At 64.4% G+C, this 14842-nt stretch carries 11 protein-coding genes; 5 read left to right on the forward strand and 6 right to left on the reverse strand.

Annotation, left to right across the window (positions count from 1 at the left end):
- Window positions 1-222 precede the first annotated feature (222 nt).
- The 5 genes from glnT (at window position 223) to JN756_RS12645 (ending at window position 6023) form a co-directional block, all read left to right on the forward strand.
- A complete protein-coding gene (gene glnT, locus JN756_RS12625; RefSeq protein ID WP_057005902.1) occupies window positions 223-1557 on the forward strand; it encodes a type III glutamate--ammonia ligase in 1335 nt (444 codons plus the stop codon).
- Window positions 1558-1579: 22 nt separating this feature from the next.
- Window positions 1580-2485: a class II glutamine amidotransferase gene (locus tag JN756_RS12630; RefSeq protein ID WP_046383915.1), complete on the forward strand. Its 906-nt coding sequence runs from the start codon at window positions 1580-1582 to the stop codon at window positions 2483-2485.
- Between the two features lie 11 nt (window positions 2486-2496).
- Window positions 2497-3171, forward strand: a complete 675-nt coding sequence (locus tag JN756_RS12635) for a GltB/FmdC/FwdC-like GXGXG domain-containing protein (RefSeq protein WP_046383914.1) — start codon at window positions 2497-2499, stop codon at window positions 3169-3171.
- Window positions 3172-3186: 15 nt separating this feature from the next.
- Window positions 3187-4509 carry an FMN-binding glutamate synthase family protein gene (locus JN756_RS12640; protein WP_201022139.1) on the forward strand — a complete coding sequence of 441 codons (1323 nt, stop codon included), beginning with the start codon at window positions 3187-3189 and terminating at the stop codon, window positions 4507-4509.
- A gap of 188 nt (window positions 4510-4697) precedes the next feature.
- Entirely contained in the window at window positions 4698-6023 is a 1326-nt protein-coding gene (locus tag JN756_RS12645) for an ammonium transporter (protein ID WP_046383912.1), read from the forward strand.
- Window positions 6024-6343: 320 nt separating this feature from the next.
- On the opposite strand, the gene folD is transcribed toward JN756_RS12645, so the two are convergent.
- From folD to JN756_RS12675, 6 genes are all read right to left on the reverse strand, one after another.
- A complete protein-coding gene (folD, locus tag JN756_RS12650; protein WP_201022140.1) occupies window positions 6344-7261 on the reverse strand; it encodes a bifunctional methylenetetrahydrofolate dehydrogenase/methenyltetrahydrofolate cyclohydrolase FolD in 918 nt (305 codons plus the stop codon).
- A 63-nt stretch (window positions 7262-7324) separates the two neighbouring features.
- On the reverse strand, window positions 7325-9004 hold the full coding sequence (locus JN756_RS12655; RefSeq protein ID WP_046383910.1) for an APC family permease: 1680 nt from the start codon (window positions 9002-9004) through the stop codon (window positions 7325-7327).
- Window positions 9005-9092: 88 nt separating this feature from the next.
- Window positions 9093-11402 (reverse strand): trimethylamine N-oxide demethylase, encoded by a 2310-nt coding sequence (locus JN756_RS12660; RefSeq protein ID WP_201022141.1) that lies wholly within the window; start codon window positions 11400-11402, stop codon window positions 9093-9095.
- 13 nt (window positions 11403-11415) lie between these two features.
- Window positions 11416-12783: a trimethylamine monooxygenase gene (locus tag JN756_RS12665; RefSeq protein ID WP_201022142.1), complete on the reverse strand. Its 1368-nt coding sequence runs from the start codon at window positions 12781-12783 to the stop codon at window positions 11416-11418.
- A gap of 21 nt (window positions 12784-12804) precedes the next feature.
- Window positions 12805-13671: a formyltetrahydrofolate deformylase gene (purU, locus tag JN756_RS12670; RefSeq protein WP_046383908.1), complete on the reverse strand. Its 867-nt coding sequence runs from the start codon at window positions 13669-13671 to the stop codon at window positions 12805-12807.
- A 30-nt stretch (window positions 13672-13701) separates the two neighbouring features.
- Window positions 13702-14832: an aminomethyl transferase family protein gene (locus JN756_RS12675; RefSeq protein ID WP_177031830.1), complete on the reverse strand. Its 1131-nt coding sequence runs from the start codon at window positions 14830-14832 to the stop codon at window positions 13702-13704.
- Window positions 14833-14842 lie beyond the last annotated feature (10 nt).

The raw sequence follows: 14842 nt of genomic DNA on the forward strand, positions 1-14842 counted from the left end.
AGCAGCGGCGCTTGGCGGCCGTGCCCAGGCACGTATTCCCACGGGGAAAACAATTTTCCCATATATACAGCACAAAAGCGCTTTCACCGGCACTTCAATCGGCCGCTCGCGAATCTGGCAAGGGTATTGCATTCCTGTGGAGAAACTAACTTTCTTTTTAGGAATAAAAAGACAGTCCAGGCCCACCCACACGGTTTTGCCTTTCGCGAGGAGTGACACGCAATGTTGCCAGCAGAAACCCAGCGCATCATCGACAAGTACGGCATCAAGTACGTGCTTGCGCAGTTTGTGGATATACACGGTGCGGCCAAGACCAAGTCGGTGCCGATTTGCGGGCTCAAGACGGTGGCCGAAGAGGGCGCCGGGTTTGCCGGGTTTGCCATCAGCGGCATGGGCATGGAACCCCACGGCCCGGACTTCATGGCGCGGGGTGACCTGTCCACGCTGACCCCGGTGCCCTGGCAGCCGGGTTACGGGCGCGTGGTGTGCGTCGGGCATGTCGACGGCAAGCCCCATCCCTTTGATAGCCGCTACGTGCTGCAGCAGCAGGTGCAGCGCCTGCAGGACAAGGGCTGGACGCTGAACACCGGCCTGGAACCCGAATTCAACCTGATGCGCCGCGACGAGCAGGGCAAGCTGCAACTGGTCGACCCCAGCGACAACCTCGACAAGCCCTGCTACGACTACAAGGGCCTGTCGCGCTCGCGGGTATTCCTGGAACGCCTGACCGAAGCCTTGCAGGCGGTGGATTTCGAGGTCTATCAGATCGACCACGAAGACGCCAACGGCCAGTTCGAGATCAACTACACCTACAGCGACGCCCTGACCTCGGCCGACCGTTTCACCTTCTTCCGCATGGCTGCCGGCGAGATCGCCAATGACCTGGGCATGATCTGTTCCTTCATGCCCAAGCCCGACCCGAAACGCGCCGGCAACGGCATGCACTTTCATCTGTCGATCAGCAGCGCCGAGAACAAGAACCTGTTCCACGACGCCAGCGACCCGAGCGGCATGGGCCTGTCGAAGCTGGCCTATCACTTCGCCGCCGGCCTGCTCGCCCATGGCCCGGCGCTGTGTGCGTTCGCCGCGCCCACCGTCAACTCCTACAAGCGCCTGGTGGTGGGCCACTCGCTGTCCGGCGCCACCTGGGCCCCGGCCTTTATCGCGTTTGGCGCCAACAACCGTTCGGCCATGGTGCGCGTGCCTTACGGCCGCCTGGAGTTCCGCCTGCCGGATGCCGGCTGCAACCCTTACCTGGTCAGCGCCGCAATCATCGCGGCGGGTCTGGACGGTATCGATCGCCAGTTGGAAATCGACCACGTCTGCAATGAAAACCTCTACAGCCTGAGCCTGGAACAGATCGCCGAGCGCGGCATCAAGACCTTGCCGCAATCCCTCAAGGAAGCCTGCGACGCGCTGGAAGCCGACCCGCTGTTCGCCGAGGTGCTCGGCCCGCAGATCGTGGGTGAGTTCATCAAACTCAAGCGCATGGAGTGGGTGGAATACAGCCGCCATGTGAGCGACTGGGAAGTCCAGCGCTATACCGAATTTTTCTGACACCGTGTGACGGAGACTTGATATGTGTGGAATCGTAGGTCTGTACCTGAAAAACCCCCGGCTGGAACCCCAACTCGGCCAGCTGTTTGAACCGATGTTGCAGGCCATGACCGACCGTGGCCCGGACAGTGCGGGCTTTGCCATCTACGGTGATGAAGTCGCCGATGGCTGGGTCAAGCTGACCCTGCAAGCGACCACCGAGGCCTTCGACTGGAAAGCCCTGATGGGCGAGCTGGAAGGGCGCCTGGGCTGTTCGCTGGACTGGTTTCAGAACGCCAGCGCCGCCGTGTTGAAGGTCCACGCCGACGAAGCCCCGGTACGCCTGGCCCTGGCCGAACTGGCGCCGAGCGTGCGGGTCATGAGCGCCGGGCAGAGCATCGAGATCCTCAAGGGCATGGGCCTGCCCCAGGAGATTTCCCAGCGCTTCGGCCTGGCGAGCATGCAGGGCAGCCACATCATCGGCCACACCCGCATGGCCACCGAAAGCGCGGTGACCATGGAAGGCAGCCACCCGTTTTCCACCGGTGCCGACCTGTGCCTGGTGCATAACGGTTCGCTGTCGAACCACTTCCGCCTGCGCCAGGAACTCAAGCGCGAAGGCATCCATTTCGAAACCGACAACGACACCGAAGTCGCCGCCGGCTACCTGACCTGGCGCCTGCAACAGGGCGACTCGCTCAAAGACGCGCTGGACCACGCCCTGGAAGACCTCGACGGCTTCTTCACCTTCGCCATCGGCACGCGCAACGGTTTTGCGGTGATCCGCGATCCGATCGCGTGCAAGCCGGCGATCCTCGCCGAGACCGACGACTACGTCGCCATGGCCTCCGAGTACCAGGCGCTGTCGAGCCTGCCAGGCATCGAGAATGCCCGCATCTGGGAGCCCGCACCGGCCACTTTGTACATCTGGGAACGCCAGTCAGCTTAAGGAGCGCACACATGAAAACCATCGACCTTTCCACCGCCACCGTGCGTGACCTCAACCAGGCGCTGCACGCCCAGGCCATCGACAACGAGTGGCGCGTCACCCACTCCAACGGCAAGCACAACCTTGCGGTGGGGGTGAATCAGGCGGTGTCCATCGATATCGAAGGCCACGCCGGCTACTACTGCGCGGGCATGAACCAACAGGCGTCGATCACCGTACACGGTAACGTCGGCGTGGGCTGCGCCGAGAACATGATGTCCGGTTCGGTGCGCGTCAAAGGCAGCGCGTCCCAGGCGGCCGGGGCCACGGCCCATGGCGGCTTGCTGGTGATCGAAGGCGACGCGGGGGCGCGTTGCGGGATTTCCATGAAAGGCATCGACATCGTGGTCGGCGGCAGCATCGGCCACATGAGCTGCTTCATGGGCCAGGCCGGGCGTCTGGTCGTCTGCGGCGATGCCGGCGATGCGCTGGGCGATTCGCTGTACGAGACCCACATCTACGTGAAGGGCACGGTCGAGTCGCTGGGCTCCGATTGCGTCGAAAAAGAGATGCGCAGCGAGCACCTGCAAGAGCTGCAGGAGCTGCTCGATCGCGCCGGTTTCGCCCACCGCGCGGCGGATTTCAAGCGCTACGGCTCGGCCCGCCAGCTGTACAACTTCAAAGTCGATAACGCCTCCGCGTACTGAACCAGGAGCTACACCATGAGTGAAAAAAACCCTCCAGTGTTGCGCGAGTCGGCCACCTTCGACCGCCTGACCATCCAGGAAATCCAGCGTGCCGCCGAAACCGGCATCTACGACATTCGCGGCGGCGGTACCAAGCGCAAGTTGCCGCACTTCGATGACTTGCTGCTGCTGGGCGCCAGCGTGTCGCGTTACCCGCTGGAAGGCTATCGCGAGAAGTGCGGCACCGATGTGATCCTCGGCAACCGCTTCGCCAAGAAGCCGATCCACCTGAAGATCCCGGTGACCATCGCCGGCATGAGTTTCGGTGCGTTGTCGGCCAACGCCAAGGAAGCCCTGGGCCGTGGCGCGAGCATCGCCGGCACCAGCACCACCACCGGTGACGGCGGCATGACCCCGGAAGAGCGCGGCCAGTCCCGGCACCTGGTGTACCAGTACCTGCCGTCGCGCTACGGCATGAACCCCGATGACCTGCGCAAGGCCGACGCCATCGAGATCGTCCTCGGCCAGGGCGCCAAGCCCGGCGGTGGCGGCATGTTGCTGGGCATGAAGGTCACCGAACGCGTGGCCGGCATGCGTACCTTGCCGATCGGCGTGGACCAGCGCAGCGCCTGCCGCCACCCGGACTGGACCGGTCCGGACGACTTGGCGATCAAGATTGCCGAGTTGCGCGAAATCACCGATTGGGAAAAACCGATCTACGTGAAAATCGGCGCCAGCCGGCCGTATTACGACGTGAAGCTGGCGGTCAAGGCCGGTGCCGATGTGATCGTGCTCGACGGCATGCAGGGTGGCACCGCGGCGACCCAGGAAGTGTTTATCGAACACGTCGGCATCCCGATTTTGTCGGCGATCCCGCAAGCGGTACAGGCTTTGCAAGAGATGGGCATGCACCGCAAGGTCCAGTTGATTGTGTCGGGCGGGATTCGCAACGGCGCCGATGTGGCCAAGGCCATGGCGATGGGCGCGGATGCGGTGGCCATCGGCACGGCGGCGCTGATTGCCCTGGGCGACAACCACCCACGGCTGGACGCGGAACTGAAAAAGATCGGCTCGGCCGCCGGCTTCTACGACGACTGGCAGAACGGCCGCGACCCGGCCGGCATCACCACCCAGGACCCGGAGCTGTCGAAACGCCTGGACCCGGTGGAAGGCGGGCGTCGTTTGGCCAACTACCTGCGGGTGATGGTGTTGGAGGCCCAGACCATGGCCCGTGCGTGCGGCAAGTCGCACCTGCACAACCTCGACCCCGAGGACCTGGTGGCGCTGACGGTGGAGTCGGCCGCCATGGCCCGGGTGCCGTTGGCGGGGACCCGTTGGATACCGGGTTCCGGTTACTGAGTGACGAGCCGGCTTGCCGGCTGCTACGGCGTTCCACCCCTGTAGGAGCGAGCCTGCTCGCGAAGGTCGTTAACGATAACGCGGGCATCCTGGATGACCGCGTTGCCTGGACGTTTTTCGCGAGCAAGAACTAGGCGTCCCCCTCGCTCCTACATGCATCTCCCCTATCTTTTGCAGGAGCTTTGAACATGATCAATCGTCTTCTCGGCAAATCCCTCTTCGGCTTATTGGCCGCCTGTGCCTTCGCCCCCTTGGCGCAGGCCGCCGATGCGCCCACCTTGAACACCGGCAGCACCGCCTGGATGGTCACCGCCGCGGTGCTGGTGCTGTTCATGTGCCTGCCGGGGCTCGCGCTGTTCTACGGCGGGCTGGTCCGGGCGAAAAACATGCTCTCGCTGTTCACCCAGTGTTTTGGCGTCGCCGGGCTGGTGGGCGTGCTGTGGGTGATCTACGGCTACAGCATGGTGGTGGACACCACGGGCATGGTCGAAGGGCAGGTGACCTTCAACAGTTTTGTCGGCGGCCTGAGCCGCGCGTTCCTGGCGGGGATGACCCCCGAGAGCTTGGTGGGGGATATTCCGGAAGGCGTGTTCGTGACCTTCCAGATGACCTTCGCAATCATCACCCCGGCGCTGATCGCTGGCGCCTTCGCCGAACGCATGAAGTTCTCGGCGGCGCTGCTGTTCATGGCCATCTGGTTCACCCTGGTGTATGCACCGGTGGCGCATATGGTCTGGGGCGGTTCGGGGGCCTTGATGCATAACTGGGGCGTGCTCGACTTTGCCGGCGGCACCGCCGTACACATCAACGCAGGTGTGGCCGCGCTCGCCGCATGCCTGATCCTCGGCAAGCGCAAGGGCTACCAGAACACGCCGATGCCCGCGCATAACCTGAGCCTGACCATGGCCGGTGCGGCGATGCTCTGGGTCGGCTGGTTCGGCTTCAATATCGGCTCCGGCGGCGGCCTCAACGGCACCTCGGGGATTGTCATGCTCAACACCCAACTGGGCGCGTGTGCGGGGATTCTCGGCTGGATGTTCACCGAGTGGTTCAAGGTCGGCAAACCCAGCGCCCTGGGCCTGGCCAGCGGTGCATTGGCCGGTCTGGTGGGGATCACCCCGGCGTGCGCCTATGTCGGCGTCGGCGGCGCGTTGGCCATCGGCTTGCTGTGCGGGGTGTTCTGCTACTTGAGCGTGACGGTGTTGAAGCGGCGCTTCGGCTACGACGACAGCCTCGACGTATTCGGCTTGCACGGCATCGGCGGCATGATCGGCGCGGTGCTCACCGGGGTGTTCTGCGTGCCGTCCATGGGCGGCCTGGTGGAAGGCGTGACCATGGGCGGCCAAGTCGTCGCCCAGATCAAGGGGGTGTTGCTGACCACGGTGTACTGCTTCGTGGTCAGTTGGATCATCCTCAAGGTGGTCAATGCCCTGGTCGGCCTGCGTGCCCATGAGTCGGTGGAAGAGATGGGCCTGGACCTGGCCGAGCACAACGAGCGCGCCTACAACCACTAACGGCCCCCTGTAGGAGCGAGCTTGCTCGCGAAGGTCGTTAACGATAACGCGGGCATCCTGGATGACCGCGTTGCCTGGGCGTTTTTCGCGAGCAAGCTCGCTCCTACAGGTACAGCGCCTGCGCTCGGGGCAGGGCTTTGCGTTGCAACTGGCTCGCCACCAGGGTGTTTTTCAGCCTGCGAGCCCATGAGTCGGGACCTGGCCGCCTACAACCCCTGAGAACCCTGTAGGAGCGAGCTTGCTCGCGAAGGTCGTTAACGATAACGCGGGCATCCTGGATGGCCGCGTTGCCTGGGCGTTTTTCGCGAGCAAGCTCGCTCCTACAGGTGCAGCGCCAGCGCTCGGGGCAGGGCTTTGCGCTGCAACTGGCTCGCCACCAGGGTGTTTTTCAGTAGGTAGGCAATCGTCATCGGCCCCACACCACCCGGCACCGGCGTAATCGCGCTGGCCACGGTGCGTGCGCTGGCGTAGTCCACATCGCCCACCAACCGCGTACCGGTCTCGGTGCTGATGCGGTTGATCCCCACATCGATCACCACCGCGCCAGGCTTGAGCCAGCTGGCATCGATCAACTGCGGCCGACCGACCGCAGCGACGACGATATCGGCCAAGCGGCACAATGCCTGAGCATCGACGCTGCGCGAATGCACCACGGTGACCGAGCAGTTGGCCTGCAACAGCAGGGTCGCCATCGGTTTGCCGACGATGTTCGAGCGGCCAATCACCACCGCGTGCAAGCCACTCAAATCGCCGCAGGTTTCATGCAGCAGGCGCATGCAGCCGCTGGGCGTGCAAGGCGTGAGCACCTCGATGCCTTGCACCAGGCCGCCGACGTTCTCACGGTGGAAACCGTCCACGTCCTTGATCGGGTCAATCGCATGGATCACGGCCGCCTCGTCGATATGCGCCGGCAACGGCAACTGCACCAGCACGCCATTGACCGAAGGGTCGGCGTTCAACTGGGCCAGCAGGTCGAGCACTTGCGCCTGGCTGGCGTCATCCGGCAGCCGGTATTCAAGGGAGCGAATCCCGACTTCCTTGGCCCGCAGCAGTTTGTTGCGCACATACACTTCGCTGGCCGGATCGTCGCCCACCAGCACGACAGCCAGGGCCGGGAAGATTTTTTGCGCGGCAAGCAGCAGGACCTCTTCGCGAACCTCGTCGAGAACCTGGGCAGAAATGGCCTTGCCGTCGATATCGCGGGCAAGGGAAGGGAGAGTGCTGGTCAAAAGCGTCACCGTTGTCTGGAGAAATAGGGGCGCTGAGGGATAAATCCCTCAGCAATAGGCAGCCCAGGGCATTCAGGCTACCAGTTGATGGCAGGCATACACCACCAGCACACCGGCGATCAGTGTGGCGTAGGGCAGCCAGCCGGCGCGGCGTTGGCCGTCATCGGCCTGGATATACAAGTCACTGAGCATGGCCGCGGGGAAGCGACCTTTGTCCTGCACATAGTGGCGGTAGCAGAACACCGGCAGGATCAACAGCGCCAGCAGCAAGCCGGTGACCAGCGTGCCTGCGCCCCAGATATCCGCACCCAGGCCCATGCACGCCAGGTTGACGAAGCTCAGCACGCCGCCGGCCGCCAGCAGCACGGTGGGGGCTTTGTACGGGCGCACCCAGTCGGGGCGGTCGAGGCGGTGGATCCAGCCGGCGTTGAGGTTGAGGAAGTTGAAAATGATGTAGCTGACGTTGGACGCCGCCAGCACGAACACATAGTCCGACATCAGCAACAACAGCAGGTTGAACGACAGGTCGGTCCACATCGCCGCCGTGGGCGCACCGTGTTCGTTGGTGCGCCCCAGGTATTTGGGCAGCCAGCCGTCCACCGACGCCTGATACAGGGTGCGCGACGAGCCGGACATCGAGGTCATGATCGCCAGCAACGTGGCGAGCACCAGCATGATCAGCACGATATTGGCGACCACCTTGCCGCCGCCGATGCTGTCGGCCATCACCTGACCAACGCCCATGCCGCTGTAGATCGCCGGCGACAGCAGGCCGCTGTACACCGCCGGAGTCACTACCGCGCCGCTGGCGTCGAGCACCGCCGGGGTCACCAGTTGGCCCAGCCCCAGGCTGCCTTGAAACGCCAGCGGCACCAGGGTGAACACCAGGATGCACAGCAGGCCGGCGTAGAAGATCGCCTTGAAGGTGTCACGCTTGGGGTCCTTGAACTCGCGGGTGTAGCACACCGCCGTTTCGAACCCGTAGGTGGACCACGCGGCCATGAACAGCCCGCCGGCCATCAGCGACCAGCCGGACATATCCCACGGGCCGTCGATGACTTGCCCGGCCGCGTCATGGGCCAGCGGGTACAGCGGCAGGAAGTTGGCCTGGGTCGCGTCCCCGGTGAACAACGGCACCACGCCCACCAGCAACAGCGGGATCAGCGAGGTGACCCCGAGCACCAGCGTCAGGCGCGCCGAGCGCAGGATGCCGCCATGCTGCACGGCAAACACCGTGAGCAGAATCAACAGGCCAATGGCGAACGTCGCGTTGATGCGCAACGACAGGCCGCTCTTGACCCAACCCAGGTCAAGCAGGGTCAGTTGCCAGGTGTTGATCAGCGCATCGGCGGGAAACAGCGCGGTGAGGATATACCCCGCCGCCAGCCCCGAACCGATGGACAGCACCGGCGACCAGGCCAGCCAGTTGCACCACACCGACACCGGCGCGATCAACTTGCTGTAGCGCACCCAGGCCACCGCGCCGTACACCGAGGCGCCGCCGGACTTGTGCGGGAACAGCCCGGCGATCTCGGCATAGGTGAAGGCCTGGATAAACCCGAACAGGATCGACACGATCCACACGATCCAGGCCGGTTTGCCCACCGTGGCGGCAATCGCGCCGATGGAGAACAGCACCAGCGCGGGCACGCCACTGGCGACCCAGAATGCACCGCGCCAATCGATCTTGCGGTGCAGGCTGCCCACTGAGCTGGCAGCCTGCGGTACAGCCTCGAACGTCGTCGCTTCCATCTTCGTATTCCCATGTCTGAGTAGCGGTTAAGAAGGGCAATCAAAGTGGGCAGTCAAAGTGGGGTGGCACACATCGGTATCGGGACGATCAGCTACGCACGCGGCTCTTGTCCGGGTCATAGAAAATCGCTGCGCTGACCGTGGCGCTGATGCGCTTCTGTAGGCCATCGACTTTGCCAATCTCAAGCAGGGTGCCGGGCTCGGCGCAGCTCACGTCGACCCGGCACAGCGCGATATTGCTGGCCAGCAACGGTGAGCGGCAGGCGCTGGTGATGACGCCGACCTGGGCGCGGCCGTGGTACACCGGGTCGCCGTGGTGGGCCGCCTCGTTGCCGCCGAGGTGCAGACCGACCAGCTTGTGGCTGGGATGGGCGCTGCGCCGCAACAGGGCGTCGCGGCCGATAAAGTCATCGGTCTTGCTCTTGAGTGGCACGCTGAAGCCGATGCCGGCCTCGAACGGGTCGGTCTGGTCGCTGAACTCGTAGCCGGCAAAAATCAGCCCGGCTTCGATGCGCAACAGGTCCAGCGCTTCCAGGCCGAGGGGCACCAGGCCCAAGGGTTGGCCGAGTTGCCAGATGCGGTCCCACACCCGTTCGGCGTCTTCGGGCTGGCACCACACCTCAAAGCCCAGTTCGCCGGTGTAGCCGGTGCGCGAAATCATCAACGGGCAGCCCTCGAAACCGTCCAGCCGGCCGACCAGGAAGCGGAACCAGCCGAGGCTGTCCACGCTCGGTTGGGTGGGCGGCGTCCAGACCATCTGCTTGAGCAGCTCGCGGCTGAGCGGCCCTTGCACCGCCAGGTTGTGAATCTGCTCGCTGGCGGACTTGACCCACACCTTCATCCCCAGTTTGTGGGCCTGCTCGCGCAGCCACACACCGGCGTAGTCTTCGCCGCAGATCCAGCGGAAGTTGTCCGGGCCCAGGCGCAGCAGGGTGCCGTCGTCGAGCATGCCGCCGTGTTCGTGGCACATTGCCGAATAGACCACTTGGCCCACCGCCAGGCGCCGCACGTCGCGGGTCAGGCAGTATTGCAACAGGGCTTCGGCGTCGGGGCCGATGATCTCGAATTTGCGCAGGGCGGTCAGGTCCATCACGGCCACGCGTTCGCGGCAGCCGAGGTATTCCTCGGTGGCGCCATAACCGTCGTAGCGCAACGGCAGCCACCAGTTGCGGTAGTCGATGAAGCTGCCGGTGAGGGCGCTGGTGCGTGAGTGGAACGCGGTCTCACGGGTCAGTATCGGGTCGGCATCGGCCGTGGTTCGAGTGCTCATGGCGATGGAAAAACGCTCCTTCTCGCGGTAGATACGGACATGGATATCGGTCGGGTTCCAGCCATTGGCCGGGTCGATGTCATCCGGGCACGAGGTACTGCCGCACACCAGCTCGGTCATGGCCCGCAGTAGTACGTAGTCGCCGGGCCGCGACCACGGCTCATCCAGGGTCATCTGCTGGTGTGCATCAATGCCGGTGTTGAAGAAGAAATTGATCGCCGGCCAGCCGTTGCGCGCTTGCACGCCGTAGGGCGCGAGTACGCGGCTGAGGTTGTCGCTGCAGTTGTCGTGCCCGAAATAGCCATGGGATTCGTAGTAGCGCGCCGCGCAGGCCAGGGCGAAGGCGTCGTGGCGCCCGACGGTGTCCTGCACCACCTCCAGCATCGGCTGCATCCGGCGGTCGAAAAACTTCGAGAACAGCCCCGGCGCCGGGTAGGCGCTGCCGTTCAGCGTGCGCGTCACGGTCTGGTCGAGGTCCAGCTCCACGCCGCGATCCAGGGCGCGGCGGTCGAGGGCGACGAAGTCCGAACACTGGCGGCCGGCGACATCCAGCACCTGCACGTACTGGCCCTTGGCGACGGTGTAGCCGTGGGCCGTGCCCGCGCGCACGGTGAACTCGTCCAGCACCTCGCCCAATGGCTCGGGCAGGGCAGGCACCAGCAGGGGCGACGGGTTGGCCCGTGTCACCAGCAGGCGCAGTTCGCTGGGCCGGTATTGCCGGTCGACGGCGGTGGGCCCGGCGGGAGCGGCGGCGATCACCAGCAGGCGGTCATGGGCGACAAACTGCCGAGTGTGACCGGGCGGGCTGGCGTCGTCCCACAGCGCGGCGGCCAGGGGCAATGCCTGCGCGTCGATGCCGCGCCGCTTGAGCGCCTGGCCGACACGCGGTGGCACGCGGCAGGCGCTCGAGCCGCTCAGCCCCCAGCTCGCCAGGGCGCTGCGGCCGCTGGCGTCGAGGGCCAGCAGTTCGCAGATTTGCCGGCCTTCGAGGTCGATCACCTGCAGGCCGTCGCCGGGCTGCAGGTCGACCAGGGTCACACCGCCGACGGCCACGCGGTAGCGTTCGAGGTTCGGCGCCCGGGCAAACAGCCCGGGTTCTCGCGGGTGGGAAACACGCGGAGCATTCATCGTGGGCACCCGCTCAGCCGACTGATTTGATGGGCGTCACGGGCTCGCCCAGGTACGCCGCCATCGAGTCGTCCAGGGCCAGCAGCCACGGGGTGTGGTGCGGCGGCGACTGGGTGCCGGTCATCAGCGAGCGGTAGGACTTGTCGCGATAGCCCATGATGTTTTCGGCCTTGTCGTGCTTCCAGTGCAGAAAGGTCTCGTTGACGGCGGCGATGTCGAAATCCGGGTAGTCGGTGGCGTCCACCAGGTGCTGGATGTAGGCGCCCTGGAACTCGAACATCTGCTGGTTGGTTTCCAGGGTCAGTTCCCGTGCCTGCCATTGTTGGCTGTCGGCGATCATCGCGGCCTGGCTGGGCAATGGGATACGCCCCAGGATCACATCGCGGGCATACCAGGCCTGGGCGTCGAACATGTTGAACGAGTACCACTGGTCCTGCATGCCGAGGTAGATCAGCCGCGGGTTGGGTTCCCAGAACACGCCCTTGTAGAGGTTCATCGGCCACAGGCGGTTGTCGGTCCTGAGGCTCAGCTCATCCGGCAGGAACGGGAAGTGGTGCTTGTAGCCGGTACACAGGATCACCGCGTCGATGTGCTTGCTGCTGCCATCGGCAAAGAACGCACGGTTGTTTTCCAGGCGCTGCAGCAGCGGTTTTTCTTCCCAGTTGTCCGGCCACGCATAGCCCATGGGCGTGGTGCGGTAGCAACTGGTGATGCTGCGCGCGCCATATTTGTAGCATTGCGAGCCGATGTCCTCGGCCGAATAGCTGCTGCCGATGATCAGCAGGTCCTTGTCCTTGAATTCCAGCGCCTCGCGAAAGTCATGGGCATGCAGGATGCGCCCGGCGAACTGCTCGAAGCCTTCGAAGTGCGGCACCTTGGGCGTGGAGAAGTGGCCGCAGGCGTTGATCACGTAGTCGAATTCTTCACAGGTCAAGGTGTCGTGGGTGTAGTCGTGGGCGTACACGGTGAAGCGCTGGGTCTGTTCGTCGAAGGTGACCTGGCGCACCACATTGTTGAAGCGGATGTAGTCGCGCACGCCGGCCTTTTCCACGCGGCCCTTGATGTAGTCCCACAACACTTCGCGGGGCGGATAGGAGGCGATGGGCCGGCCGAAATGTTCTTCGAAGGTGTAGTCGGCGAACTCCAGGCATTCCTTGGGGCCGTTGGACCACAGGTAGCGGTACATGCTGCCATGCACCGGCTCGCCGTTTTCGTCCAGGCCGGTGCGCCAGGTGTAGTTCCACATGCCGCCCCAGTCCTGCTGTTTCTCGAAGCACACCAGTTCGGGAATGGCGGCGCCCTTGTCGCGGGCCGACTGGAAGGCGCGAAGTTGTGCCAGGCCGCATGGGCCGGCGCCGATGATTGCTACACGTAGAGTCATGAGCGTGCCTCCTGAAGGGTTTCAGCGAAAGATCACTGTCTTGTCGTGGTTGATGAACACCCGGTGTTCCAGGTGGTATTTCAGGGCTTTGGAAAGGGCGACGGTTTCGGTGTCGCGGCCGATGGCGACCAGTGAATCGGGCAAGTGCGTATGGTCGACGCGCTGGATTTCCTGCTCGATGATCGGGCCCTCGTCGAGGTCGCTGGTGACGTAGTGGGCGGTGGCGCCGATCAGCTTCACCCCCCGGTCATAGGCCTGGTGATACGGCTTGGCGCCCTTGAAACCGGGCAGGAACGAGTGGTGGATGTTGATCGCCCGCCCCGACAGTTGCTGGCACAGGCCGTCGGACAGGATCTGCATGTAGCGCGCGAGCACTACCAGATCGGTCTGGGTGTCTTCGACGATACGCATCAGTTCGGCTTCCTGGCCGGCCTTGGTGTCCTTGGTGATGGGCAGGTAGATGAAGCGGATGCCCTCACGCTCGGCCATCGCCCGCAGGTCCAGGTGGTTGGAGACCACGGCGGTGATGGTCATGTCCATTTCACCTTTGCGGTGGCGGTAGAGCAGGTCGGTGAGGCAATGGTCGAACTTGCTGACCATCAGCAGCACGCGGGTCGGCTGGCGTGAGCTGAACAACTGCCACTGCATGTCGAAGCCGCCGGCGAGCTCGCCCAGGCCTTTGCGCAGGTCGCCGATATCACCGCTGACGCCCTTGTTGAAACGGAACACCGCGCGCATGAAAAACTGCCCGGTGAACTCGTCGTCGAATTGCGCCAACTCGCTGATGTAGCACTGCTGCCGGGCCAGGCAGGCGCTGATCGCGGCGACGATCCCGGACGCCGCCGGGCAGGTGATCTTGAGAATGTAATGTTCGCTTGAGGCGTCCATCGAAGGCTCCTGAATGCGGTGAAGGAAGGCTCAGCCCTTGGCCGTGCGCTTGGTTTTTTGCGGGTCGTCGAAGGGCAGGGCGTGGGTGGTGGCGGCGCCTTCGAAGCTGCCGCGCACCTGCAACGCGATGCCGGGTACGGCGCAGGCGACGCTCATGCGCGCGATGGCCATCGAGCGTTTGCTCAGGCGCGAATACATGCCGCAGGTGATCACGCCGACTTGCTGGTTGCCCTGCCACAAGGTGTCGCCAGCCTCGGCCGGACGCACGCCGTCGAGCAGCACGCCGGTGATCTTGAAGCGCTCCTGGCCGCGCAGGCGCAGGTGTTCCTCGGCGCCTCGGAACGCTTGTTTGCCGGGCGAAACCGTGAAGTCCAGGCCCATCTCCCACAGGGTGTCGCCGGCCTTCTGGTCGGCGAAGGGGTACATCTGCGAGTTGTCGTAGGGGAAAAACATCAGCGAGCTTTCCACTCGCAGCCAGTCCAGGGCGGTGAAGGCGCAGGGAATGATTCCCAGGCTCGCGCCCTGTTCGAGGATGCTGTCCCACAGGAACGGGGCGTCCGCGGCCTTGCAGAAAATCTCGTAGCCGCGCTCGCCGGTGTAGCCGGTGCGGGAGATCATCACCGGGCGCTCGAACAGGCGCGTTTGCAGGTGATGGAAGTACGGCAGCTGGCGGATGCCAGGCACGTGCTCGGCGAGAAAATCCACCGCCAGCGGGCCTTGTAGCGACAGGTCGTGCAGGTCGTCGTCGAACAGCACCGCCACTTGCCGGCCCTGAGCCGAGCGCACCAGCATTTCATGCCCGGTGCCGGCGCCATGCACGACCATGAACGCATTGGGCCCGGTGCGGTAGACGATGCAGTCATCGACGAATTTGCCGTCCTCGTCGAGCATCGACGCATACACCGATTTGCCGGGATAGAGCTTGGCGATGTCGCGGGTGGTGGCCCACTGCAACAGGCTTTCGGCGTGCGGGCCGACGTAGTGGACTTTTTTCAGGCCCGATACATCCATCAGGCCGGCGCGGGTGCGGATCGCTTCGTGGTGGTCGGCCAGCGCGCTGCTGTAGGTCCAGGCGGTGCCCATGCCGTTCCAGTCTTCGAGGTTCGAGCCGAGCGCGCGGTGCCGCTCGGCCAATGCAGAAATACGCCAGGAGTGGGTCATGTGAGATTCC

This window comes from Pseudomonas sp. Y39-6, from assembly GCF_023651955.1.
GTDB classification, from domain to species: Bacteria; Pseudomonadota; Gammaproteobacteria; order Pseudomonadales; family Pseudomonadaceae; genus Aquipseudomonas; species Aquipseudomonas veronii.

Bases quoted from the DNA above. Each gene is read 5' to 3' on its own strand.
- JN756_RS12630 (WP_046383915.1), top strand. From the start codon at position 1,580: ATGTGTGGAATCGTAGGTCTGTACCTGAAAAACCCCCGGCTGGAACCC.
- glnT (WP_057005902.1), top strand. From the start codon at position 223: ATGTTGCCAGCAGAAACCCAGCGCATCATCGACAAGTACGGCATCAAG.
- JN756_RS12675 (WP_177031830.1), bottom strand. From the start codon at position 14,832: ATGACCCACTCCTGGCGTATTTCTGCATTGGCCGAGCGGCACCGCGCG.
- JN756_RS12640 (WP_201022139.1), top strand. From the start codon at position 3,187: ATGAGTGAAAAAAACCCTCCAGTGTTGCGCGAGTCGGCCACCTTCGAC.
- JN756_RS12655 (WP_046383910.1), bottom strand. From the start codon at position 9,004: ATGGAAGCGACGACGTTCGAGGCTGTACCGCAGGCTGCCAGCTCAGTG.
- JN756_RS12660 (WP_201022141.1), bottom strand. From the start codon at position 11,402: ATGAATGCTCCGCGTGTTTCCCACCCGCGAGAACCCGGGCTGTTTGCC.
- JN756_RS12665 (WP_201022142.1), bottom strand. From the start codon at position 12,783: ATGACTCTACGTGTAGCAATCATCGGCGCCGGCCCATGCGGCCTGGCA.
- JN756_RS12645 (WP_046383912.1), top strand. From the start codon at position 4,698: ATGATCAATCGTCTTCTCGGCAAATCCCTCTTCGGCTTATTGGCCGCC.
- JN756_RS12635 (WP_046383914.1), top strand. From the start codon at position 2,497: ATGAAAACCATCGACCTTTCCACCGCCACCGTGCGTGACCTCAACCAG.
- purU (WP_046383908.1), bottom strand. From the start codon at position 13,671: ATGGACGCCTCAAGCGAACATTACATTCTCAAGATCACCTGCCCGGCG.